This is a genomic window from Pseudomonas sp. GL_139_B, from assembly GCF_057834475.1.
Genome location: NZ_CM174403.1, coordinates 1,707,817 through 1,730,834 on the forward strand (window position 1 = coordinate 1,707,817; position 23,018 = coordinate 1,730,834).

A 23,018-nucleotide genomic window follows, 5' to 3' on the forward strand; every position below is an offset into this window, starting at 1 on the left:
CGGATTATAACCTTTAGGCGACAAATCTTGGAGTCAAAACCTGATGGGGGCGGTTACGCCACAGATCAAAACCGTCGAGTAACCAGTTCAACTCCTGGACGCTTAACACGATGGCCTCGTCGGTGGCATCGGGCGATGTTTTGAAACGTTCCGACTCCAGGCGCTTGAGCCAAAGGCAGAAGCCGTTGCGCTCCCAGTACAACACTTTGACGCGGTTGCGGTGGCGATTTAGAAAGACGAAAAGCACGGGGTCGAACACCGCAACTTTGATGTCCAGTTCGACCAACGCAGCCAAGCCGTCGATGGACTTTCGAAAATCTACAGGCTTCGGGTAGAGGTACACTTTTTCGACGCTGGCATTTGGACGCATCATGGTGATGGGCTCCTGATGGAAATCGGGAGCACAGCATCAGCCGTCAACTATCAGCTTGGAATGTGGAGTTCATGGAGCGGATACTCAAAACCCAAGGCAGGAGCCGTATGCGGTAATTCTGCATGTACGGATCTGTGCGGGGGGTGGCAGGTGACTGCCATTCCTACCGTGACCATTGCTTCGGGCGCTCTGACCCATTTGGATGGAGTTTCTTGACAGCCCGGTACGCTTGGCTATCTGCTGCAGCGACAGCTTGTCGCGAAAATACATGCGCCGAATTTTGCCCAGCATTTCCATGCTGGTCACCCCGTGTTCCCCTGCTCAAAAATTGAGCAGAAACAGTTGAACACCCGGGGCAGTTTTCAGTCAGCGACAACATCCCTGCACCTCAAACCGATTAAACCTCCAAGTCCATCTGACAGAATTTATTGTTTTGTCAGTTCGATTCGCTGAAGAGAAATACCTAAAATTCGAGAATCGGGTGACCCGGTTAGTGTCTGTGGAGAGGTTGCCTCAGGGATGGAGATCGAAACCTTTCGCACTCCCTTCGCGCCGATGAGGGGTACCTTGACCTCAATTGTATTTTCAGAGGCTGCTACGATATGTTCGTTCCATTGCCAAGTGCGCTCTCCACTATCAAATACGATAGATACGGGCCTCTGCTGGCTGGCGCCGAAAACCGCGAACTTAAGGGCCGCGTTACAGTGCATCGTTTCACAATCTTTCGGAATGGGAAGTATCAGTTCAGCGGCATCTTGGGACCAGACATGATTGGACTCTGGAGCATACCATCCCTTTCGGAGCACATAGGGGCTTTCCTTGAATCCTGCATCGACTGCAATCGGGTATTGAACATTCCCGAGGATCGTATTCCTCAGCGCATTTCCGCGCTCCAGAATTTCGGGGCGTAATCTGACCACAGCAAAAAGGCTAGTATCGACAACCTCTACATATGGAAGTTCTCTCAGCGCGGCAACAAACGGCTTTAGTACTTTCTTTCGATCAATTGGGCACAGAAAGTCAGGAATACTTCGGAAAAACTCTTGTTGCTCCTTACTGAGTGTGGCCGTTGTTTCTGCTAAACATGGCCATAAATACGGTGACCAAAGCATGTGAAAGTAGGGCAGAATTACAGCATCAGTAGTTCCATCGACAAGCATCTTTACCGCGCTTCGTGTTTTTTCTAGGTCCAATTTCCCCCCGAGGCTACTCAACTCCAGCGGCCAACTCACCTGAGCAGTGGCCAAGTTTTTGTCGCCACCAATATTGAATGTGCGGAACCCGATTTTTGGCGCCAAATAGTTGGCTATAAAGTCATTGCTCCAGGGAATAAACGCAACTTTATCATCTGAATGGACATACGGGGTAAGTGTGGCTACAAGTTCGTGGTCAATCTGTTGAAACATGCTCCGCTCGTCGATGCCCATCTGCCACTTTTTCTGCAAATTTGGCAGGTTAATCAGCGTAAGAGCTATTAATGCCAAAAACCAAATAGCCTGATCTTTTTTCTCTGAGCGCGAAGCCCATATCATTGTCAGAAGCCAAAATCCAAAAATTCCTAACGCAGACCAGCGGTAAGAAGCTCGCATAACTTTGAAACCTGGCAGGTTCTCAGATATCCATGCATTACCGGTTGGAATGTTAGAAAACGCAACAGTCATCACATTGCTTTGCTGGCGAGGAGCGCTTAGTTGTAAAAAATCAGGTTTTGTAGTGTTCACATTTAATGAGGGGCCGAGCCCCATATACAAGCCAAAGAGCGCAATAAGCAAAACCCCATTAGAGGTTTTGAAATGCGCTCTAGTCCGCCTCCAGGCAATAAGGCCTAGTAACAGTACAGGAAAGAAAAAGGTCGTAGTCCAAACAGATGCATCTCCAAAATGAAGCTCATCTGTGCGTTGTAGACTCAATCCAAGCATATCTGGTAGCCAGAGTATGCCCTGTGTAGGGATGATAATATAGGATAAGTCCAGCCCCCATCCTCTAAAAAAGTCGATGGATTGAGCCTCAAAACCAGACTTTCCAATATAGGCGCTGTAGAGGAAATAGGCCAAAGCAAAACTGGCTCCATGGACGGGGGCAGCGATCCGTAAGAGTTGCGTACGCAGATCGCGTCGAGAGATCATCATATAAAGCAGCAAGATACTTGCCCCCGTTGCAAACATCATGAATGTGTATCCATCCATGAAAATTGCAATGTTGGCTGCAACGAAATAAAGAGTAATGGTTGATAAGTGAATTCGGTTAGATCCAGACTCGACCAGAAATAGTTTTAAGGCTGCCAGAAAGTAAAATGGCAGCAGCGCAATTCCCCAAGACAGCATGCTGTATTCTGCATGTGCCCAGATGATAGGCATGCTCAACCAGGCCACCCCACCTAGCAGAGACATCGTTCTTCTGGCGCCGAATTTACGGACTATCTGATAAGCAGAAAAGAACCCCAGCCCCAACCATAGTGCGGCTATACCAGAATAGGCATCTGCAGGGTGAAGTCCTAGCCTAATTAGTAGGCTAGCAGGCCAGGCGCCAGCCAGCCCAAATGCAATTGCCGCAGGCTGTGGGATACCAAAGTCATGTGCAAAGACACTAAATATGGAACCGTTTGCAAGGGACTGCGAGAACCCCATCGACCAGACAGCCTGACCAAGCGTAGGTATCATCAAAAATGGGACTGCCCCATGGATAATAAGCACAAAAGCAATTGCCAATAAGGCAAGCATCGCCTCCCAAAGTGTCCATTTTTGACTGTCAGACATGGTTTTTCTCAATTGAATTTATTTAGCTGTCGAGATGAACGATGCGGATACAAAGAACAATAAGTCCCCTGAGACTGTAACCAAGCGACCAAGTAGGATTGCCATGAGCAAGTCAGCCTCCTGCATGACGCCCTTTAGCAATAAAAGCAGGATCATTTCACGCACCCCGACACCAGCAGGGGCTCCAGGCGTGACCAATCCAACCAGCCAGGCCGCGATGTATGCTCCGCCAATGGTCAGCCAGAGCTGAACAGGAACAGCCTCGCTCCCAGCAACAACGCCAAGCAGTGCGACGAAGATCCCGCCTGAAATCACGAGAAAGAGAATTTGCCAGATAAATGCCAGCGCTGGCTGGTGGCCAACCACCCTTTTCAATATGTTTGCGACAAGCCACGCAGACCCCAGCAGAAGTAAGGCACTTACAACTTCAGAGTAGGCAGGGAAGAGGAGTGGCAATATCAGCCAGCCGAACAAGGTGCCAGTAAGAGCAATTAAGCCAAGTTCCCATAAGGTTGATTTGGCAAGTATGCCTGCCGATAGACCGGCAGCCATTCCGAGCGCCTGCCTTCCGGCGAGGTGGAAAATATTACCGGGGAGATATTTGGCTAGTTGAGATATACCATAGATTTTTACCGACCATAGTCTTGTTACTGGCGCACCTAGATGTATCAGTAAATGCCTCCAGGCCGACGCAAGCAGCAGGTTCGCTGAGCCATAAAGCCCGGCAAATACCACGATGGAGAGCCAGACTGGCAGTGTGACTCGTGAGAAATCAAGATCGAGCCAATAGGTGTGCAGTCGGATCGCGACAAAAACGACGCCAATCATGGCTAGTACGCTACCAAGCCAATGCAGCTTGCGGCGCAGGGCGGATTTCATGCTTAAGTAAGCGGGCGACATAGCAGCATCGTCCACGGCAAGGGGCTCTTTGTTTCAATAATTTCGAAATACCGAGATACCAATTGGACAAAACCGTGTTTCGACCAATGTTGAATGTGTCCTGGCGTATTTCCAAAGCGAGTAATGTACTTGCCGCGTGCAAGGTTGAGTGTGCGCCAGAGAGGTTCCTGGGGGACACTCAGGATCAAATGCTGTTTGGTGACACGTTGTAGTGCCTGTAAGCCTGCCTCAGGGTTTTCAAGATGCTCAAGCACCTCGCAACAGACAACGAGGTCTGCGCTGTCCTTATCAGTATCTAGATCGTAGATGCTGCATGATTCAAAAATAGAAGGCGAAAATCCGTGCGCGATGGAATTTTCCCGTGCCAGCTCAATAACGTTTTTCGAGAAGTCACATCCTCTTGCCGACAGCCCTTGTTCATTCCAGCCTAATACCCAGTAACCTTCCCCGCAGCCAATTTCATGTATGGATTGAGGCGCAGACTTTGCTACGAAATCAGACAAGGATGACTCGAAACCCCTCATCATCCATTTGACGATTGGGTTTCGTGCCCCGTATTTATCATAAGCATTCCCGATTACAATGCCATTTTCTTTTGCTCCGCCGGCAATCTTGATGCTCATGATAAACTCTTCGCACTTGTTGTTGGGGTTTCGCTTTCGGCCATGCCGCTGGGCTCGGCTTGTTCAATGTGTTCGTCGCGTGTCACATTGGCCTTAAATCGGATGTCCTCTAAAAGTTTCCTATTAGCGGCTAGCAAATCTGCAACAAATGCCACGAGGAGTGTTTGGAAGCCGATACCTAGGAAAACCGATGCTAGGATTAGTGATTGTATATGACCCTCGCCAACACCGTTGAAGTAGAACCATACAAAACGTAATCCAATAAGGAAGCCAATTCCAAAAAGGGCGATTCCAATTGAGCCAAAAAAACTAAAAGGTCTATAAATGATGAAGATACGGACAATAGTGATGATGCTGCGCTTAATGTAGGAGGGGATACTCTTGACGAGGCGCGATGGTCGAAGATCTTCATTGACCCGAATAGGTACGGATGTGATCGCCATGTTTTTCTGGCCAGCCTGAATGATCGTTTCCAGGGTGTACGTGTAGTCGTTGAAAACCATCAAGCGTTGCGCAGCGGAACGACTCATTGCGCGGAATCCGCTCGGAGCGTCTGGAATATCCGTTTTGCTTGCTACGCGTACAACCCAGCTGCCTAGCTTTTGGAGTAGTTTTTTGATAGGTGAAAAATGCTCGATTGTAGATATCGGGCGGGCACCAACTACCAATTCTGCACGGTGTTGAAGAATAGGGTGTACAAGTGCTGGAATGTCGTCCGCGTTATATTGGTTGTCGGCATCGGTATTAACTATTACGTCAGCTCCCAGGCGTAGACAAGCATCCAGTCCGGTCATGAACGCTCTAGCCAATCCCTTGTTGCCAGCGTGTCGAATGATGTGATCCACACCGTGTGTTTTAGCGACCTCTACAGTATTATCTTGACTTCCATCATCGATAATCAGCCATTCAACTGAGTTGAACCCTTGAACTGTGCGCGGTAATGCAGACAGCGCAATTGAGAGAGTTTGCGCTTCGTTAAAACAAGGTATTTGTATAATTAGTTTCATTGCTTAAGTTCTGAGCGTCAGCGGTCCATCTTAATCTTCAGATGGAGGGAGCGTCACCCTTTTTTCCGTAGTCTTACGCATTTTTTTTGCGCATTCCCTCGCTCGCATACAGCCCGGTCGGTGGACGGTTGCCTCAATCCGCCTACGTCGAGTCACTACACCAACAATCAATTCTCGGTGCGACAAGCTTTGATTATGAAATTGTCGGGAGTGGCGTCCTTTCGGCTAGGCTCACTTTTCGCGTCGGCGTTGGAGCGCCCAGCCCCGGGGCGAAGGTAAGCGACAACCGCGTATCAAATGGGTATCGATGGGGTGGCGTTGAGTCTCTGTATCGCTGTTTCGGAGATACCGCCATCCTTGTCTACAGCGTGATCGTTGTTCGTGACGCCTTGCTCAGCCAGTTGGTACTTTGGTGCGCGTACGACGTGCCGTCAGTCGTCGGATGCCCGGCTGAACAAAAGAAGCTTGACTCGCGACAATTTTACGAGCGCGAAGCGCAAGTGGGTATAGGGCTGCAAGCTATTGGCTTTGACCCTTTCGGCCAGGTTGTAAAGTTGGACGACCGGCCGTCGTAGCGAACAGTCAGTTTTTCTTCTGGTGAAAAACAGCAGGATGGTCCACTCGGCCTTGGTAAATCCATACGGCTTTTTGACAAATGTCGACGATCTGGCGGTCCGAAAAAGTGCGATATATTCAAGCGGAAATCGCTCGAGCGAAATAGAAGAAAGCTTAACTTCTGATGAGCACCGAATTCAGGCGGACGTCGTATCTCCTCCAAAATTTCTGTATGATCAGGCCGATAATATTAGGTTCGGCTTAGTGCGGAACCGTTTTTTACCCGCAGCCGAAAAGGCTTGAATGGAGTTTAGAGGATTCGCATGAAAGCAATCGTTACCGGCATCACTGGTCAAGACGGCGCCTACCTGGCGGAACTGCTGCTGGAGAAGGGGTACACCGTATACGGTACCTACCGTCGTACCAGCTCTGTCAATTTCTGGCGCATCGAGGAGTTGGGCATTCAGTCCAACCCTAATCTGCATTTGGTTGAGTATGACCTGACCGACCTGTCGGCCAGCATCCGTCTGCTGCAAACGACCGAGGCCACTGAGGTCTACAACCTCGCTGCGCAGAGCTTTGTCGGTGTGTCGTTCGAACAGCCGCTCACTACCGCAGAAATCACCGGTCTCGGTGCGGTAAACTTGCTTGAAGCTATTCGAATTGTTAATCCGAAGGTTCGTTTCTATCAGGCATCGACCTCCGAAATGTTCGGCAAGGTACAAGCTATCCCGCAGATCGAAAGCACGCCTTTCTATCCGCGCAGCCCGTACGGTGTCGCCAAGCTCTATGCTCACTGGATGAGCATCAACTACCGTGAGTCGTACGGGATTTTTGCCACCAGCGGTATCTTGTTCAACCACGAATCCCCACTGCGTGGCCGTGAGTTTGTGACCCGCAAAATCACCGACTCCGTGGCCAAGATCAAGCTGGGTCTGTTGGACAAGATGGAGCTGGGCAACCTCGACGCCAAGCGCGACTGGGGTTTTGCCAAGGAATATGTGGAAGGGATGTGGCGCATGCTGCAGGCCGATGAGCCGGATACTTTCGTGTTGGCGACTAATCGCACCGAAACTGTCCGCGATTTCGTTTCCATGGCGTTTAAGGCTGTTGATATCACTATTTCGTGGTCGGGTACTGCCGAGGCCGAGCAAGGTACTGATGCTGCCACCGGTAAAGTGCTGGTCACCATCAATCCGAAATTCTACCGCCCGACCGAGGTTGAGTTGCTGATCGGCAACCCGGCCAAAGCCAAGGAAGTTTTGGGTTGGGAGCCGAAGACTTCGCTGGAAGAGTTGTGCCGCATGATGGTCGAAGCGGATCTGCGTCGTAATAAACAAGGATTTTCGTTCTGATGGTTATTGCTGGCAAACGTGCACTGATTACTGGGATTCAAGGCTTCACCGGTCGTTACATGGCGGACGAACTTCGGGCTCATGGCTACGAGGTGATCGGGTTAGGCAGTCAGCCTTCCGATCAACGCAACTATCACCAGGTGGACCTCGCGGATGGCCCAGGTTTGCGTACGTTGCTGGCAAAAATTCAGCCGGATGTTGTTGTGCATCTCGCGGCATTGGCGTTTGTCGGGCATGGTGCAGCGGAGGCGTTCTATCAGGTCAACTTGATAGGAACACGTAATCTGCTGGAGGCTGTTGAGGCCAGTGGAAAGTCCCTGGACTGCGTGCTGATTGCTAGCAGCGCCAATGTCTATGGCAACGCTTCGGGTGGCCTGTTGTCGGAGACTACTACTCCGGCACCGGCCAACGATTATGCCGTCAGCAAGTTGGCCATGGAGTACATGGCCAACCTTTGGCACGAGCGCCTGCCTATCGTCATCACTCGTCCTTTCAACTACACCGGTGTTGGCCAGGCCGAGAACTTCCTGTTGCCGAAAATTGTTTCTCATTTTCGTCGGAAGGCACCAAAAATCGAATTGGGTAATCTCGATGTTTGGCGTGATTTCAGCGATGTTCGCGCATTGGTGAAAGCATATCGAGGGCTAATCGAGGCGAAGCCGCTGGGGCAGACTATTAATGTCAGCTCAGGCAATACCCATTCGCTTCGCGAAGTCATCGAAATGTGCAAAGGGTTCTCCGGACATGATATCGAAGTCGAAGTGAATCCAGCCTTTGTACGAGCCAATGAGGTGAAAACTCTTTGCGGGGACAACTCAAGGTTGCGGACGCTGGTCCCCGGCTGGACAACACCGTCCTTGGGCGAAACCCTTAGCTGGATGCTGACTGCTGAATAAATGAAGTTAATTCTTTCAGTTGAACCGGTCCGCTTTCCGCTGACCGGTATTGGTCGCTACACCTACGAATTGGCGCTGCGACTGCAGCAGAGCCCAAAAATCACCGACCTTCAATTTTTTGCCGGTCGGCGGTTTCTACCAGCGCTGCCCACGGCTGCCGATGAGTCGGGCAACGGCTATGGCTTGAAACGAGCAGTCCAGAAAAATTTCCTGGCGGTTGAAGCGTACCGACTTCTTATGCCACTGCTTAGGAAGCGTGCATTAAAAAGCCATGGTGATTTTCTTTACCATAGCCCGAATTATTATCTGCCGCCCTTTGCTGGTCGCAGTGTTGCTACCTTCCACGATCTGTCACCGTTCACCTGGTCTCACTGCCATACGCCGCAACTTGTGCGTTACTTGCAGAAAGAGCTTAAAACCACACTGGTAAGAGCAGATGCGCTGATTACGGATTCTGAGTACACACGCAAAGAGCTGGCGGAGTACTTTTCCTGGCCTATTGAGCGTATCCATACAGTGCCGCTGGCCAGCTCAGCCGAGTTTCATCCTCGTAGCGCGGGTGAGCTCAGAAACACGCTTTTACGTCACGGTCTTACGGTTGATGGTTACAGCCTGTTTGTTGGGACGATCGAGCCTCGCAAGAATATCGATACGTTGCTTGACGCCTATTCCCGACTGCCTATCGAGGTACGCAAGCGCTGGCCTTTGGTGTTGACTGGCTATCACGGCTGGCGCAACGAAAGCATTCACCAACGGCTCGAAAGCGCCCGGCGCGAGGGCTGGGCCTTTTATCTAGGCTTTGTACCCAGTGAGGACCTACCCCTGCTGTTTGCCGGGGCTCGTCTTTTTACCTTCCCTTCGCTGTATGAAGGTTTTGGATTGCCGGTTCTGGAAGCGATGAGTTCTGGCGTCCCTGTCGTTTGTTCAAACAGCTCCTCACTTCCGGAGGTCGCCGGTAATGCGGCCCTGATGTGCGAAGCCATGGACACCGAAACGTTGACAGATCTCATCCAACGAGGTTTGGAAGACGAGTCCTGGCGTTCCAGTGCCATCGAGCAAGGCTTATTGCATGCCGCGAGATTTTCGTGGGAGCGATGTGCAATGCAAACGCTTGAGGTTTATCAGGCGGTGGTCAAAGGAGAATGATCAAGGTTCTGCACTTCTTTAAGACCTACTACCCAGAGACAATGGGCGGAATTGAACAGGTCATTTTTCAGATTGCTGAAGGTGGAAAAAAGTACGGGTTTGAGTCCCAAGTGCTTTATCTCAGCGAGCGAGGTGCGGCTCGCAATGAGTATGTGGGACATCACCTGACTCATCGTTCAAAACTTGATCTACATATTGCATCCACCGGATTCTCGCTCTCGGCGTTCAAGGATTTTGCCGAACTGGTGGGGAAGGTAGACATTGTTCACTATCACTTTCCGTGGCCTTACATGGATCTTGTGCATTTTGCCAGTCGAATTCACAAGCCAGCTGTCGTCAGTTATCACTCTGATATCGTCAAGCAAAAGACACTTCTCAAGCTTTATCAGCCCTTGATGAATCGTTTTTTGTCCAGCGTTGACTGTATCGTCGCTTCGTCGCCAAACTACGCCAAAAGCAGTCCGGTATTAACGCGTTTCAAAGACAAAGTCCGCGTTGTTCCTTATGGCCTGGACCGAGATACCTACCCTGTTCCCTCGGCTGAAAAATTAGCATTCTGGCGAGCGCGTTTGGGGGAGCGTTTTTTCCTGTTTGTCGGGGCTCTGCGGTATTACAAAGGGTTGGATTATCTACTTGAGGCCGCAAAAACGACTCAATTGCCCGTAGTGATACTGGGCGGAGGGCACCTTGAGTTAGAGCTCAAAGCTCAGGCGAATCAATTGGGTCTATCCAATGTGCATTTTCTGGGTGGTTTGCCTGACGATGACAAAGCCGCTCTGTTGACACTGTGCTATGCGTTCGTTTTTCCTTCGCACCTGAGATCCGAGTCTTTCGGTATTTCGTTGCTAGAAGGTGCGATGTACGGGAAGCCGATGATTTCTTGTGAGATAGGCTCCGGCACGACCTACATCAACATTGCAGGAGAAACCGGTTTGGTCGTTCCTCCTCGCGACTCTGTCGCACTGGCGGCGGCAATGAATCACCTCTGGAATCAACCAGCGGTTGCTGCTTCGATGGGGGAGGCGGCTGCACGGCGTTTCGAAAAATTGTTTTCAGCTGATTCGATGGCGAAAGCTTACGCAGAAATTTATCGGTCCCTGCTTTGAAGTATTTGCTGGTCTGACTGCAGTATTTGCATCAAATCATCTATGTCGGAAATGTCTCTGCGGACTGGCAGAACATAGATGTTCTATGTATTCCCAAGGTGCACCGATGAGATCTAAAACATTCCTGGTTACCGGTGGCAATGGTTTTCTAGGGCACGCACTGATTACACAATTGGCGCAGTTGCCTGATTGTTCTGTCGTGGCGCCGGTCCGAGCCGCGTCAGTGGTGTTCCCGGCGGGCGTGCGCCGGCTACCTCTGACGAGTCTCAATGGTTCAAACGATTGGAGTGAGGCCCTCACCGACGTCGAAGTTATTGTCCATGCAGCTGCTCGCGTTCACGTCATGAAAGAAGTCACTTCCGATCCGCTGGTGGCGTTTCGTCAGGTCAATGTCGAGGCAACATTGAACCTCGCTCGCGCGGCTGCGGCGTCCGGAGTGAAGCGTTTTATCTACATCAGCTCGATTAAGGTAAACGGTGAGGGGACTCCTCCGGGCACTGCGTACAGCGCAGATGACGTGCCAGCTCCGATTGACCCTTATGGGATTTCGAAGCTTGAGGCAGAGCAAGGCTTGAAAATGCTTGCCGCAGATACGGGGATGGAAGTGGTTATCATCCGCCCTGTGCTGGTCTATGGGCCTGGCGTCAAAGCCAACTTTCTTAGCATGATGCGCTGGCTGTACCGTGGCGTTCCCTTGCCGTTAGGCGCTGTCCACAATCACCGCAGTCTTGTTGCCATAGACAACATTGTGGATTTTATCGTGACCTGTTCCGACCACCCAGCCGCTGCCAATCAAGTGTTCTTGGTTAGTGATGGCGAAGACGTATCGACCACACAATTATTGCGCAAGTTGGCGACGGCTCTGGGTAAGCCTGCCCGTTTGTTGCCAATACCTGTTTGGCTCATGAGCGGTGTGGCAGCGCTATTGGGCCAGCGCGCACTGTCGAATCGTATCTTCGGCTCGCTGCAGGTTGATATCAGCAAAAACCGACAACTATTGGGCTGGGCACCTCCAGTCACCCTCGATAAAGCTTTGGGCCTGACGGCACAATATTTTCTGGATTCCCGTAAATCATGAGTTTTGGCTGGTTCATCCCTGTCATCGTCACGGTATCTTTTTCCCTGACCTGGGCATTGCGTCGTTACGCGCTGTCGCGAAGCCTGATTGATATTCCCAACGCTCGAAGCTCTCATTCGGTGCCCACGCCCCGGGGGGGCGGGGTTGCAATTGTCCTGGCATTTACATTGGCTCAGGGAATGCTGTTGTCTACAGGATTGATGCAGTTTTCGGCATTTTTGGCCATCGCAGGTGGCGGCGCTATGATTGCAGTGATCGGGTTTATGGATGACCACGGTCACATTGCAGCCCGGTGGCGCCTGTTGGGGCATTTTGTAGCATCGACCTGGTTGCTGTTCTGGCTGGGTGGCCTGCCTTCCGTCCAATTCGGGGGCGTTTTGGTCGATCTGGGTTGGTTAGGGCATGTGCTGGCGGTATTTTATTTGGTGTGGTTGCTCAACCTTTACAACTTCATGGATGGAATCGATGGCATTGCCAGTGTCGAGGCGATTTGTGTTTGTCTCGGTGCTTGCGTCCTCTATTGGAGTAGCGGCACGCCTCAACTTGTCTGGGCGCCGCTTTTACTTGCGGTGGCCGTGGCCGGTTTTCTGTTCTGGAATTTTCCACCTGCCAGAATTTTCATGGGCGATGCGGGGAGCGGGTTTCTCGGCATTATCCTGGGCGGCTTGTCGCTACAGGCCACCTCGGTCTCTGCCAACTTGCTGTGGGGCTGGTTAATACTGCTCGGTGTTTTTATCGTCGATGCCACGTTCACGTTGTTTCGCCGTTTGCTCAGGGGAGACAAAATTTACGAAGCGCACAGAAGTCACGCCTATCAATTTGCCTCTCGTCGGTTTGGCAGCCATTTAGCGGTTACTACGGCTGTTGGAGTGATCAATGTGCTCTGGTTGTTGCCTATAGCGGTGGGAGTTACGCACTATGGCCTGGACGGTATCCTCGGCTTGATTCTGGCCTATGCTCCACTGGTGGTGCTGGCGATCAAGTTTCGTGCAGGAGAGCAGGAAGGCGCTTCAGTCGAGAGCTAAGTAACAGTATTGAGGTTTAGGGTGGAAGCGATACGCCAGCAAGCTTCACCGCGGCGATTCAACAGTTAAAGGGAGGTTCTGAGGTGTTTGAAGAGTTAATGGAAAAAGCCAGAGAGCGTCTTTTAGGGCTTCCCAGAAGCCGAAAACGACTGATTCAGGTCGTTACAGACATTGTTTTAGTCTGGGTTGCGCTGTGGTTGGCATTCATCGTCCGTTTGGGTATCGATGACATGTACAACCCCATCAAAGTCCATACTTGGCTCTTTGCCTGTGCTCCCGTCATAGCCATTCCTCTATTCATCCGCTTTGGTATGTACCGTGCGGTCATGCGCTATTTTGGCAATGACGCGTTGATCGCCATTATCAAGGCCGTCAGTTTGTCGTCCCTTATTCTGGTCGTGGTGGTCTATTGGTACAGTAACCATGAGGCCGTTGTACCTCGTTCGATCATTTTCAATTACTGGTGGCTAAGCCTGGTCATCATCGGCGGGCTGCGGCTATGTATGCGCCAATACTTCATGGGCGACTGGTTCACTGCTGCCCAGCATGTGCCATTTACCAATCGAGACAACGGTTTGACCAAAGTGGCTATCTACGGCGCCGGAGTCGCAGGTAATCAACTGGTTGCGGCCCTTCGTATGGGCAAGGTGATGCGTCCAGTCGCTTTCATCGACGACGACGCAAGTATCGCTGATCGCTCTATCTCCGGCCTCCAGGTCTACAAACCCAAACACATTCAACAAATGATCGACGTCACCGGCGCCCAGGAAATCCTCTTGGCCCTGCCGTCATCTACTCGTGCACGTCGCCGGGAAATTCTTAATCTGCTGGAAGGCTTCCCACTTCACATTCGAAGCGTCCCGAACTTCACCGATCTCGCAAGCGGCCGGGTAAAGGTCGAAGACATCCAGGAAGTGGACATCGCCGACCTGCTGGGCCGCGACTCTGTACCAGCGCAACCAGAACTTCTCGCACGCTGTATCAAAGGCAAGACCGTAATGGTTACTGGCGCCGGCGGGTCGATCGGTTCAGAGCTTTGCCGACAGATTTTCCTGTTAGGGCCGACCACGCTTATTTTGTTCGATCACAGCGAGTTCAACCTCTACAGCATTCTCTCGGAATTGGAGCAGCGTGGCATTCGTAATTCGGTATCGATCAAGTTGTTGCCAATTCTTGGTTCCATCCGTCACCCGCACAAGCTTCTCGATGTCATGAAGACCTGGCGCGTGGACACGGTCTACCACGCTGCCGCTTACAAGCATGTGCCAATGGTGGAGCACAACATTGCTGAGGGCGTGCTGAACAATGTCATCGGAACGCTCAATACGGCTCAGGCTGCCCTGCAGTCTGGTGTATCCAACTTTGTGCTGATCTCCACGGACAAGGCCGTTCGCCCCACCAATGTGATGGGCAGCACCAAGCGCCTGGCCGAGCTGACCCTTCAAGCCCTGAGCCGTGAAATCGCCCCCGTCTTGTTCGGCGACAAGGGCAACGTATCCCGAGTCAACAAGACGCGTTTCACAATGGTTCGGTTTGGCAATGTGCTGGGTTCGTCCGGCTCCGTAATCCCGCTGTTCCACAGTCAGATCAAATCAGGCGGCCCGTTGACGGTCACCCACCCCAAGATCACTCGCTATTTCATGACCATCCCCGAAGCCGCGCAATTAGTCATCCAGGCTGGCTCCATGGGGCAGGGTGGTGATGTGTTCGTCCTGGACATGGGCGAGCCGGTAAAAATTGTCGAGCTGGCAGAGAAAATGATTCATCTTTCCGGTTTGAGCATTCGTTCGGAGAGGAACCCGCAAGGTGATATCTCCATAGAATTTACCGGCCTGCGCCCAGGCGAGAAGCTCTACGAGGAATTGCTGATCGGTGACAACGTAGCGGCTACTCAGCACCCGATGATCATGAGCGCCAACGAAGACCACCTATCCTGGGATTTACTCAAACCCCGTTTGGCTGAATTACTCAACGCCGTCGAGCAGGACGATTACTCCCGCGTGCGCCAACTCCTGCGCGAAACCGTCAGCGGCTACACACCTGATGGCGAGATCGTCGACTGGATTCATCAGCAACGCCGCCTCGAGCCTTGATTGTTTCACATTCTGTAACGGACACACTTTTGACAGCTCCATCACATCGCCTAAGTTTGGAAGGCAGCTTCGGAAAAGCTGCTTTCTAAAACGATGTTATGGAGCTTCAATTATGCGTACTGGCTATTTCTACTCTTTGGTTTTCGCCCTGCTCACCACCGCTTCCGTTGCCACAATTGCTGCACCTGCGGCGAAACCCGAATCAGGCAGCGCACCTCTGGTACTGGAGGTTTCCCCTAAGACGCAGTCTGTCAAAGTCGATCTCAATGCAGCCGATGCCCCGACACTGCAGCGCGAGTTGACCGGTATCGGAGAGGCCAAAGCCAAGGCGATTGTTGCTTATCGTGACAGTAATGGACCATTTTCTTCTGTAGACGAGCTGCTGGAAGTGAAGGGGATAGGTAAAGCGATTCTGGACAAAAATCGCGAAAAGCTTCAGGTGAACTAAGCTTGTAGCTCAACGCCAGAGGCCGGTCATTGACCGGCCTTTTTGCTGTCTGGCGATAGGGGTGGTTAGACGCCTTTCATCGGTTCATAAAAAATTATGGCTATCATATATGTCTTATATTATGCCTATAATTCGTGTGTTATCCGCTGAAGCGTGCTGATGTTCAGACGCTTACCTCTCTAAGTTATTCTCAGGAGCACCGTCATGACTTCCACCCAATCCCAAGGTACGGCCCTCGTCACCGGTGCTTCTTCCGGTATCGGTGCCATCTACGCTGAGCGGTTGGCAGCGCGTGGTTTTGATTTGTTGTTGGTTGCTCGTGACGAGCAGCGGCTTGAGGCGGCAGCGTCGAAATTGCGCGCCGAGCACGGTATTCAGGTGGAAGTGCTCAAGGCAGACCTGACACAAAAGAATGATGTACTGAAGATCGAACAACGTCTTCGCAGCGATTCGAGTATCAGCCTGTTGCTGAATAACGCTGGCGTCGCAGCGGATGGTCTGCTGGCGAATGCCGATATGGAGCAGCTGGAAAAGCTGATTCAACTGAACGTCACCACGGTCACTCGCCTGGCATCGGCGGCAGCCGCCAGTTTTGCCAAGGCCGGCCGAGGTTCTATTATCAATATAGCGTCGGTGGTGGCGTTGTTTCCTGAGCGCTTCAATGCGACTTACAGCGCCAGTAAAGCTTACGTGTTAAGCCTGACGCAGTCCTTGAATGCCGAACTGGATGGCACTGGCGTCAAGGTTCAAGCCGTGTTGCCAGGCGTAACGCGCACTGAGATCTGGGAGCGCTCAGGTATCGACGCTAGCCAGATTCCGGCGGAAATGGTCATGGAAGCAGGTGAAATGGTTGATGCAGCGTTAGCCGGTCTGGATCAAGGTGAACTGATCACCATTCCATCGTTGCCAAACGCTTCCGAGTGGGACGACTTTGTGAAGGCCCGCTTGGTAATGGCGCCGAATCTTTCCAAAAGTACGGCCGCCGCACGTTACAAATGAGGCGCCTTCCATCGGCTTGAGGTAATTGCGACATGAGTGATCGTCGAGTAGTTGTCACCGGCATGGGCCTGGTGTCTCCGCTGGGTAGCGGTGTTGAAGCTGTCTGGAAGCGTTTGCTGGCCGGGCGTTCCGGATTGCGTCATTTACCTGAAGAGGTGGTTGCCGATCTACCGGCCAAGGTTGGCGGCGCGGTGCTTACCGTGGCGGAAGATCCCGAGGCGGGTTTTGACCCGGAGCGAGCAACGCCACCCAAAGAGCAGAAGAAGATGGATCGCTTCATTTTGTTTGCCATGGAGGCTGCGCGGCAGGCGTTGGAGCAGGCCGGTTGGCAGGCGCTGGACCCGCAAGCCCAGGAACGCACGGCAACCATTATCGGTTCTGGGGTCGGTGGGTTTGGCGCGATTGCCGATGCGGTACGCACCACCGACAGCCGTGGACCTCGGCGCCTGTCGCCCTTCACCATTCCGTCGTTCCTGGTCAATCTGGCGGCGGGTCATGTGTCGATCCAGCACGGATTCAAGGGCCCGTTGGGCGCTCCGGTGACGGCGTGTGCGGCCGGGGTGCAAGCGATTGGTGATGCGGCGCGGTTGATTCGTTGCGGCGAAGCGGATATTGCCGTGTGTGGCGGTGCGGAGGCAGCGATCGATCGGGTCAGCCTGGCCGGTTTCGCGGCGGCGCGTGCCTTGTCCAGTGGTTACAACGAAACTCCTGAGCGGGCTTCTCGGCCGTTCGACAGTGGGCGCGACGGCTTTGTGATGGGGGAGGGCGCGGGTCTTCTGGTGATTGAATCCCTGGAGCATGCCTTGGCGCGAGGGGCTCAACCTTTAGCCGAGTTGGTCGGCTACGGCACTAGTGCCGACGCCTTTCACCTGACCGCGGGACCGGAAGATGGCAGCGGTGCGCGCCGGGCGATGTCGCTGGCATTGGCGCAGGCGGGTATTTCAGCGGCTCAGGTGCAACATCTCAATGCGCACGCCACGTCGACGCCGGTGGGCGACCTCGGCGAGTTGGCAGCTATCAAATCGTTGTTCGGTTCAGATAACAAGATAGCGGTGACGTCGACCAAATCGGCGACAGGGCATTTGCTCGGTGCCGCCGGTGGGATTGAGGCGATCTTCACGCTGTTGGCGATTCGCGATCAGATTGTGCCGGCCACCCTGAATTTCGATAATCCGGACCCCGCGGCACAAGGCGTAGACATCGTCCACGGTCAGGCGCGGCCAATGGCGATCGAGTATGCGCTGTCCAATGGCTTCGGGTTTGGCGGAGTCAATGCCAGCGTGCTGTTTAAGCGCTGGCAGAATTAGTCCGGGGTTGTTTAAGAAACGCGCGTGTTACGTCGAGAATCCGCTGGGCTAGCTCGGGATTCTCGACACTGCGCGATAACAGCAATGCCCCGATCAGAGCAGACATGATGACGATGCTCTGGTCCGCGGCATCTTCGCCTTCCAGGGTGCCTTCTATTTGTTGGAGCCGTGCGATCAGCATTACGTCCGAGGTCGGACTGGGCTGCCCACGCAAACCAAGTTCCGAAGACATGGTGGGCAACGGGCAGCCTTCATGAGGTGAGGTCCGGTGCCATTCGGACAAATAAGCATCGATGAAGGCATCCAGTGGGCGATCCTGGGCGAACAGCTCGGCACACAATGCTTCGACCTCTTCGCCAGCGGCTTGCAGCGCCTTTTCAACCAGTTCGTCCTTGGACTTGAAGTGCGAGTAAAAACCGCCGTGGGTCAACCCTAATGCTTTCATCAGTGGTTGCAGGCCAGTTTCCCCAATACCGTCCCGGCGGAATCTCGCTGAGGCTTCCTTGATGATGCGTTTGTGGGTCTGGGCTTTATGGTCCTGCGAGTAACGCATCTGAAATCTCCGCAACAATGCGCCATCTTAACCAATGAAAATAAGATGGTGATTGTACTTCTACCTCTAAAAAGCATGCAGATGCGTCCAACTTCGTTATAAAAGCGGCAAAGACTTGTCACAAATAATGACTGCTCTTGACCAGATTGTATGGGGCTGGTGTTTACCTACAACGCGACACACACAAAACCCCTGTCATTCACTGAAAATGACAGGGGTTATGGTTTAGCGGTCCTGCGATTCCTTGGCATCCATTTCCGCATTGCGTTCAGCGACGCGTTTACGTTGCTCATCGGTCAGTTCGACCTTGTTGGCGGTGTCGCGCAACATCATCAAACCACCAACAATCGAGCCGATTGCAACGACCAGAATTAACCAGGCATACCAGGGCATAGGGCTCTCCTTGAGGGCAGGGCGATTGGCGGAGGTCGCCAATCGATCATGCATACCACTTTGAGCGATGGGTTTTCGCAGTGGTTCCATTCTATGCCTGATATCCCAATCGCACTTGAGCTGTTTATAGCCCGGTCAACATGCGTCCGCCGGTGCATCGGCGCGCAACTGATGTTCTGCGCTGGATGCCGGCGTGTTTATGCGCCAGTTGAGGGCAGGGTTGACTGTTGTGTCGCCTTCGCGAGCAGGCTCGCTCCCACAGGGAATCGGTGTAGTCCGGGCAATCGCATACCAATGTGGGAGTCAGCCTGCTTGCGATGGGGCCAGTCCAATCCCCACAAAACCACGCTGTAACGCGCGCATAAACCCACTCTTTACGCATTCTTTATGCCCCGCCCGCCCCCTCGGTCTCGTTCCTTTACAGCCTCCCTGCCGACAATGACTCCACACGCGGCACTACGCCGTATCACGGAGAACTTCCATGAGCGTTCTGGACGGAGTGTCACTGCTGCTGGCAGTGGGGCTGTTCATTTATCTGTTGGTTGCGCTGTTGCGCGCGGACCGGAACTAGGAGCGGCTATGCACAGTTATGACTATTGGCTGATCCTCGCGTTTTTCGCGCTGGTATTGGTCCCGGCGCCGTTCCTCGGGCGCTTTTACTACAAGGTCATGGAAGGTCAGCGCACTTGGCTGACACCGATTCTCGGCCCGGTGGAACGCGGCTGTTATCGCGTAGCCGGTGTGGATCCGCAGGCTGAACAGAGCTGGCAGAAATACACCCTGGCCTTGCTCGCCTTCAACCTTGCGGGCTTCTTGCTGTTGTTCGCGATCCTGTTGTTCCAGGATCACTTGCCGCTCAACCCGCAAAACTTGCCGGGTCAGGAGTGGACGCTGGCGTTTAACACCGCCATCAGTTTCATGACTAACACCAACTGGCAGGCGTACAGCGGTGAAGCGTCCCTGAGCTATTTGAGTCAAATGGTCGGCCTCACCGTGCAAAATTTTGTCAGCGCTGCTACCGGGCTGGCGGTATTGGTTGCGCTGTGTCGCGGTATCGGTCGCAAGTCGACCAAGACCCTCGGCAATTTCTGGGTCGATATGACCCGCGCCACCCTCTACGGCTTGTTGCCGCTGTGCTTGCTGCTGGCGCTGTATCTGGTCTGGGCGGGCGTGCCACAAACCTTCGCCCAATACGTGAATGCCGTGACCATGCAGGGCGTCGATCAGGTGATTCCGCTGGGCCCGGCCGCCAGTCAGATTGCGATCAAGCAACTGGGCACCAACGGCGGTGGATTCTTCGGCGTCAATTCGGCGCACCCGTTCGAGAACCCGACGGCGTGGAGCAACCTGTTCGAGATGGCATCGATCATCCTGATCCCGGTCGCGCTGGTGTTCACCTTCGGCCACTACGTCAAAGACCTGCGTCAGAGCCGCGCGATTGTTGCCTGCATGTTCGCCTTGTTCCTGATCGGTGGAGCGACCTCGCTGTGGGCTGAATACCAGCCGAACCCGGCGCTGAACAACGTCGCCGTTGAACAGACCGCACCGCTGGAAGGCAAGGAAGCGCGTTTCGGCACCACCGCCACGGTGCTGTGGTCGGTGACCACCACCGCCGCGTCCAACGGCTCGGTCAACGCCATGCACGACAGCCTCAACCCGCTGACCGGCATGGTCGCGCTGGTCAACATGATGGTCGGCGAAGTGATCTTCGGCGGCGTCGGTGCCGGGCTCTACGGCATGTTGCTCAACGTGTTGATCGCGGTGTTCCTCGCTGGCCTGATGATCGGCCGCACCCCGGAATACCTTGGTAAAAAACTGCAAGCCAAAGAAGTGCAACTGCTGGTGGTGACCTTGCTGGTGATGCCGGTCGGCGTGCTGGTGCTCGGCGCGATTGCCGCAAGCCTGCCCGGTCCGGTCGCGGCGGTGAGTAATCCTGGCGCTCACGGTTTCAGTCAGTTGCTGTACGCCTACACCTCGGCCAGCGCCAACAACGGTTCGGCATTCGGCGGCTTCGGTGCAAATACGCCGTTTCACAACCTGATGCTGGGGCTTGGAATGTTGATCGGTCGCTTCGGTTACATCCTTCCGGTACTGGCCCTGGCCGGCAGCCTGGCGATGAAGAAAACCGCACCGATCGGCCAGAACAGCTTCCCGACTCATGGCCCGCTGTTTGTGACCCTGCTGACCGTGACCATTTTGCTGGTGGGTGGTTTGACCTTCTTGCCGACGCTGGCGCTGGGTCCGATTGCTGAACATTTGAGCATGGCTGCCTTTTGAATAAGGAGCTGAGGATCTGATGATGAATATGCCCGTAACTAAAACCGCCGTCGTCAAGGCGCCGGAACAACCAAAAACAGCAATCTCGGCCCTCTGGCGCCCGGCGCTGGTGCAAGCTTTCGTCAAGCTCGATCCTCGGCAATTGCAGCGTGCGCCGGTGATGCTGGTGGTCGAACTGACCGCGATCCTGACCACTGTGCTGTGCTTCATTCCCGATGTGGCAGTGCCGACCTTTGTCGCCGCGCAAATCGCCCTGTGGCTGTGGTTCACCGTGCTGTTTGCCAACTTCGCCGAGGCCTTGGCCGAAGGTCGCGGCAAGGCCCGCGCCGACAGCCTCAAGGCCGGCAGCGAAGGCTTGAGCGCTCGTCGTAAAACCGCCAACGGCACGTTTCAGGTGGTGCCGGCCACGAGCCTGCGAAAAGGTGATGTAGTGCGCGTCGTAGCGGGGGAAATGATCCCCGGTGACGGCGAAGTGATTGAAGGCATTGCGGCGGTCAACGAAGCGGCGATTACCGGTGAATCCGCGCCGGTGATTCGTGAGTCCGGCGGCGACCGCTCCGCCGTCACCGGCAACACCCGACTGGTCTCCGACTGGCTGCTGGTGAAGATCACCGCCAACCCGGGCGAATCGACACTGGACCGAATGATCGCTCTGGTCGAAGGCGCCAAACGTCAGAAAACCCCGAACGAAGTGGCGCTCGACATCCTGCTGATTGGCCTGACCCTGATCTTCCTGTTGGTGGTCGTCACCCTGCAACCGTTCGCCCACTTCGCCAATGGCAGCCTGCCGTTGGTGTTCCTGGTGGCGTTATTGGTCACGCTGATTCCGACCACCATTGGCGGCTTGCTGTCCGCCATCGGTATCGCCGGGATGGACCGCCTGGTGCGGTTGAACGTGATCGCCAAGTCCGGCCGTGCCGTGGAAGCGGCGGGGGACGTACATGTCCTGCTGCTGGACAAGACTGGCACCATCACCTTCGGTAACCGTCGTTGCACCGCAGTGCATCCGGCACCGGGCGTCACCGCCAAGGAACTGGCCGAGGGCGCGTTGTTCGCCTCGCTGGCCGATGACACCGCTGAAGGTAAGTCCATCGTCGAGTACCTGCGCGGGACTCAACCACAACCAGAGCCCGCCACCGAGTTGCTGACGGCGGTACCGTTCAGCGCTGAAACCCGCCTGTCCGGCGTCGACTATCAGGGCCGCGTGTATCGCAAAGGCGCGGTGGATTCGTTGCTGGCCTTCGTCGGCCTGAAACGTGCCGACCTGGCCGCGCCGCTGTCCCGGGAAATCGACAAGATTGCCCAGAGTGGCGGTACCCCGTTGCTAGTCTGTGCCGACGGCAAATTGCTCGGTGTGATTCACCTCAAGGACGTGGTCAAACCCGGCATCCGTGAACGTTTCGCCGAGCTGCGCAAACTGGGGATTCGCACGGTCATGGTGACCGGCGACAACCCGCTGACCGCCGCCGCGATTGCCGCTGAAGCGGGCGTCGATGACGTGCTGGCCGAAGCCACACCGGAGAAAAAACTGGCGCGCATCCGTCATGAGCAAAACGACGGTCGCCTGGTCGCCATGTGCGGCGACGGCGCCAACGACGCCCCGGCATTGGCCCAGGCGGACGTCGGGATGGCGATGAACGACGGAACACAAGCGGCGCGCGAAGCGGCCAACATGGTCGACCTCGACAGCGACCCGACCAAGCTGCTGGACGTGGTGCAGATCGGTAAAGAACTGCTGGTGACGCGCGGTGCGTTGACGACCTTTTCCATCGCCAACGACGTGGCCAAATACTTCGCGATTTTGCCGGCGCTATTCGCTTCGATCTACCCGCAACTGGGCGTGCTGAACGTCATGCACCTGACCAGTCCGCAGAGTGCGATTCTGTCGGCCATTGTGTTCAACGCCTTGATTATCGTGGTGCTGATTCCACTGGCCTTACGCGGCGTGCGAGTGCAGGCCGCGAGTGCGGCGGCGTTGCTGCGACGCAATCTGTTGATCTATGGATTGGGCGGAATTGTGGTGCCGTTCGTGGGCATCAAGGCGATCGATATGCTGCTGACGGCGCTGCATCTGGTTTGACGCCATCGCGAGCAAGCTCGCTCCCACAGGGGGATGCGGTGCTTTTGT

Annotated in this window: 20 protein-coding genes; 13 read left to right on the forward strand and 7 right to left on the reverse strand. The window is 54.1% G+C overall.

Annotation, left to right across the window (positions count from 1 at the left end; genetic code table 11):
• Positions 1-13: 13 nt before the first annotated feature.
• The 5 genes from tnpB to AC3ISI_RS07805 all read right to left on the reverse strand — a co-directional run bounded on the left by tnpB (position 14) and on the right by AC3ISI_RS07805 (position 5,659).
• On the reverse strand, positions 14-373 hold the full coding sequence (gene tnpB, locus AC3ISI_RS07785) for an IS66 family insertion sequence element accessory protein TnpB (RefSeq protein WP_489332793.1): 360 nt from the start codon (positions 371-373) through the stop codon (positions 14-16).
• 425 nt (positions 374-798) lie between these two features.
• Positions 799-3,129, reverse strand: a complete 2,331-nt coding sequence (locus AC3ISI_RS07790) for a hypothetical protein (RefSeq protein WP_489336242.1) — start codon at positions 3,127-3,129, stop codon at positions 799-801.
• Between the two features lie 18 nt (positions 3,130-3,147).
• Entirely contained in the window at positions 3,148-4,044 is an 897-nt protein-coding gene (locus tag AC3ISI_RS07795; protein WP_489336243.1) for a hypothetical protein, read from the reverse strand.
• Complete coding sequence (locus AC3ISI_RS07800) at positions 4,011-4,652, reverse strand: class I SAM-dependent methyltransferase (RefSeq protein ID WP_489336244.1); 642 nt, start codon at positions 4,650-4,652, stop codon at positions 4,011-4,013. Before AC3ISI_RS07800 ends, AC3ISI_RS07795 begins: the two co-directional genes overlap by 34 nt.
• On the reverse strand, positions 4,649-5,659 hold the full coding sequence (locus AC3ISI_RS07805) for a glycosyltransferase family 2 protein (protein WP_489336245.1): 1,011 nt from the start codon (positions 5,657-5,659) through the stop codon (positions 4,649-4,651). Before AC3ISI_RS07805 ends, AC3ISI_RS07800 begins: the two co-directional genes overlap by 4 nt.
• 878 nt (positions 5,660-6,537) lie before the next feature.
• On the opposite strand from AC3ISI_RS07805, the gene gmd reads away from it, so the two are divergent.
• From gmd to fabF, 10 genes are all read left to right on the forward strand, one after another.
• Positions 6,538-7,569, forward strand: coding sequence for a GDP-mannose 4,6-dehydratase (gmd, locus tag AC3ISI_RS07810; RefSeq protein ID WP_489336246.1), 1,032 nt, complete (start codon positions 6,538-6,540; stop codon positions 7,567-7,569).
• Positions 7,569-8,465, forward strand: a complete 897-nt coding sequence (locus AC3ISI_RS07815; RefSeq protein ID WP_489336248.1) for a GDP-mannose 4,6-dehydratase — start codon at positions 7,569-7,571, stop codon at positions 8,463-8,465. Before gmd ends, AC3ISI_RS07815 begins: the two co-directional genes overlap by 1 nt.
• On the forward strand, positions 8,466-9,611 hold the full coding sequence (locus tag AC3ISI_RS07820) for a glycosyltransferase family 4 protein (RefSeq protein WP_489336249.1): 1,146 nt from the start codon (positions 8,466-8,468) through the stop codon (positions 9,609-9,611).
• The gene (locus AC3ISI_RS07825; protein WP_489336250.1) at positions 9,608-10,717 is read left to right on the forward strand and encodes a glycosyltransferase family 4 protein; all 1,110 of its coding nucleotides are present in this window, start codon (positions 9,608-9,610) and stop codon (positions 10,715-10,717) included. The genes AC3ISI_RS07820 and AC3ISI_RS07825 overlap by 4 nt, the downstream gene beginning before the upstream one ends.
• A 106-nt stretch (positions 10,718-10,823) precedes the next feature.
• Positions 10,824-11,795, forward strand: a complete 972-nt coding sequence (locus AC3ISI_RS07830) for a UDP-glucose 4-epimerase family protein (RefSeq protein WP_489336251.1) — start codon at positions 10,824-10,826, stop codon at positions 11,793-11,795.
• Positions 11,792-12,820, forward strand: a complete 1,029-nt coding sequence (locus AC3ISI_RS07835; RefSeq protein WP_489336252.1) for an MraY family glycosyltransferase — start codon at positions 11,792-11,794, stop codon at positions 12,818-12,820. Before AC3ISI_RS07830 ends, AC3ISI_RS07835 begins: the two co-directional genes overlap by 4 nt.
• A 98-nt stretch (positions 12,821-12,918) precedes the next feature.
• Positions 12,919-14,913 (forward strand): polysaccharide biosynthesis protein, encoded by a 1,995-nt coding sequence (locus AC3ISI_RS07840; RefSeq protein WP_489337656.1) that lies wholly within the window; start codon positions 12,919-12,921, stop codon positions 14,911-14,913.
• Positions 14,914-15,025: 112 nt separating this feature from the next.
• Positions 15,026-15,361: a ComEA family DNA-binding protein gene (locus tag AC3ISI_RS07845; RefSeq protein WP_489336253.1), complete on the forward strand. Its 336-nt coding sequence runs from the start codon at positions 15,026-15,028 to the stop codon at positions 15,359-15,361.
• A 204-nt stretch (positions 15,362-15,565) separates the two neighbouring features.
• Positions 15,566-16,360 (forward strand): SDR family NAD(P)-dependent oxidoreductase, encoded by a 795-nt coding sequence (locus AC3ISI_RS07850; RefSeq protein WP_489336254.1) that lies wholly within the window; start codon positions 15,566-15,568, stop codon positions 16,358-16,360.
• A gap of 32 nt (positions 16,361-16,392) precedes the next feature.
• Positions 16,393-17,667 (forward strand): beta-ketoacyl-ACP synthase II, encoded by a 1,275-nt coding sequence (fabF, locus tag AC3ISI_RS07855; protein WP_489336255.1) that lies wholly within the window; start codon positions 16,393-16,395, stop codon positions 17,665-17,667.
• Here fabF and AC3ISI_RS07860 read toward each other — a convergent pair.
• Positions 17,648-18,220, reverse strand: coding sequence for a TetR/AcrR family transcriptional regulator (locus tag AC3ISI_RS07860; RefSeq protein ID WP_489336256.1), 573 nt, complete (start codon positions 18,218-18,220; stop codon positions 17,648-17,650). The two genes, fabF and AC3ISI_RS07860, sit on opposite strands and share 20 nt — an antisense overlap.
• 225 nt (positions 18,221-18,445) lie before the next feature.
• Positions 18,446-18,613, reverse strand: a complete 168-nt coding sequence (locus AC3ISI_RS07865) for a DUF2897 family protein (protein WP_489336258.1) — start codon at positions 18,611-18,613, stop codon at positions 18,446-18,448.
• 481 nt (positions 18,614-19,094) lie between these two features.
• On the opposite strand from AC3ISI_RS07865, the gene kdpF reads away from it, so the two are divergent.
• From kdpF to kdpB, 3 genes are read left to right on the forward strand one after another with little or no spacing between them, the layout of a single operon-like run.
• Positions 19,095-19,184 carry a K(+)-transporting ATPase subunit F gene (gene kdpF / locus AC3ISI_RS07870; RefSeq protein WP_007899818.1) on the forward strand — a complete coding sequence of 30 codons (90 nt, stop codon included), beginning with the start codon at positions 19,095-19,097 and terminating at the stop codon, positions 19,182-19,184.
• Positions 19,185-19,192: 8 nt separating this feature from the next.
• Positions 19,193-20,890, forward strand: a complete 1,698-nt coding sequence (gene kdpA, locus AC3ISI_RS07875) for a potassium-transporting ATPase subunit KdpA (protein WP_489336259.1) — start codon at positions 19,193-19,195, stop codon at positions 20,888-20,890.
• A 22-nt stretch (positions 20,891-20,912) separates the two neighbouring features.
• A complete protein-coding gene (gene kdpB / locus AC3ISI_RS07880; protein WP_489337659.1) occupies positions 20,913-22,970 on the forward strand; it encodes a potassium-transporting ATPase subunit KdpB in 2,058 nt (685 codons plus the stop codon).
• The last annotated feature ends 48 nt before the right edge of the window (positions 22,971-23,018 follow it).

Excerpts from the sequence above, each read along its gene's own strand:
- AC3ISI_RS07805 (WP_489336245.1), bottom strand. The coding sequence starts at position 5,659 with ATGAAACTAATTATACAAATACCTTGTTTTAACGAAGCGCAAACTCTC.
- AC3ISI_RS07820 (WP_489336249.1), top strand. The coding sequence starts at position 8,466 with ATGAAGTTAATTCTTTCAGTTGAACCGGTCCGCTTTCCGCTGACCGGT.
- AC3ISI_RS07860 (WP_489336256.1), bottom strand. The coding sequence starts at position 18,220 with ATGCGTTACTCGCAGGACCATAAAGCCCAGACCCACAAACGCATCATC.
- gmd (WP_489336246.1), top strand. The coding sequence starts at position 6,538 with ATGAAAGCAATCGTTACCGGCATCACTGGTCAAGACGGCGCCTACCTG.
- AC3ISI_RS07800 (WP_489336244.1), bottom strand. The coding sequence starts at position 4,652 with ATGAGCATCAAGATTGCCGGCGGAGCAAAAGAAAATGGCATTGTAATC.
- tnpB (WP_489332793.1), bottom strand. The coding sequence starts at position 373 with ATGATGCGTCCAAATGCCAGCGTCGAAAAAGTGTACCTCTACCCGAAG.
- kdpA (WP_489336259.1), top strand. The coding sequence starts at position 19,193 with ATGCACAGTTATGACTATTGGCTGATCCTCGCGTTTTTCGCGCTGGTA.
- AC3ISI_RS07790 (WP_489336242.1), bottom strand. The coding sequence starts at position 3,129 with ATGTCTGACAGTCAAAAATGGACACTTTGGGAGGCGATGCTTGCCTTA.
- AC3ISI_RS07845 (WP_489336253.1), top strand. The coding sequence starts at position 15,026 with ATGCGTACTGGCTATTTCTACTCTTTGGTTTTCGCCCTGCTCACCACC.
- AC3ISI_RS07840 (WP_489337656.1), top strand. The coding sequence starts at position 12,919 with ATGGAAAAAGCCAGAGAGCGTCTTTTAGGGCTTCCCAGAAGCCGAAAA.
- kdpB (WP_489337659.1), top strand. The coding sequence starts at position 20,913 with ATGAATATGCCCGTAACTAAAACCGCCGTCGTCAAGGCGCCGGAACAA.
- AC3ISI_RS07815 (WP_489336248.1), top strand. The coding sequence starts at position 7,569 with ATGGTTATTGCTGGCAAACGTGCACTGATTACTGGGATTCAAGGCTTC.
- AC3ISI_RS07850 (WP_489336254.1), top strand. The coding sequence starts at position 15,566 with ATGACTTCCACCCAATCCCAAGGTACGGCCCTCGTCACCGGTGCTTCT.
- kdpF (WP_007899818.1), top strand. The coding sequence starts at position 19,095 with ATGAGCGTTCTGGACGGAGTGTCACTGCTGCTGGCAGTGGGGCTGTTC.
- AC3ISI_RS07830 (WP_489336251.1), top strand. The coding sequence starts at position 10,824 with ATGAGATCTAAAACATTCCTGGTTACCGGTGGCAATGGTTTTCTAGGG.
- AC3ISI_RS07865 (WP_489336258.1), bottom strand. The coding sequence starts at position 18,613 with ATGCCCTGGTATGCCTGGTTAATTCTGGTCGTTGCAATCGGCTCGATT.
- fabF (WP_489336255.1), top strand. The coding sequence starts at position 16,393 with ATGAGTGATCGTCGAGTAGTTGTCACCGGCATGGGCCTGGTGTCTCCG.
- AC3ISI_RS07835 (WP_489336252.1), top strand. The coding sequence starts at position 11,792 with ATGAGTTTTGGCTGGTTCATCCCTGTCATCGTCACGGTATCTTTTTCC.
- AC3ISI_RS07825 (WP_489336250.1), top strand. The coding sequence starts at position 9,608 with ATGATCAAGGTTCTGCACTTCTTTAAGACCTACTACCCAGAGACAATG.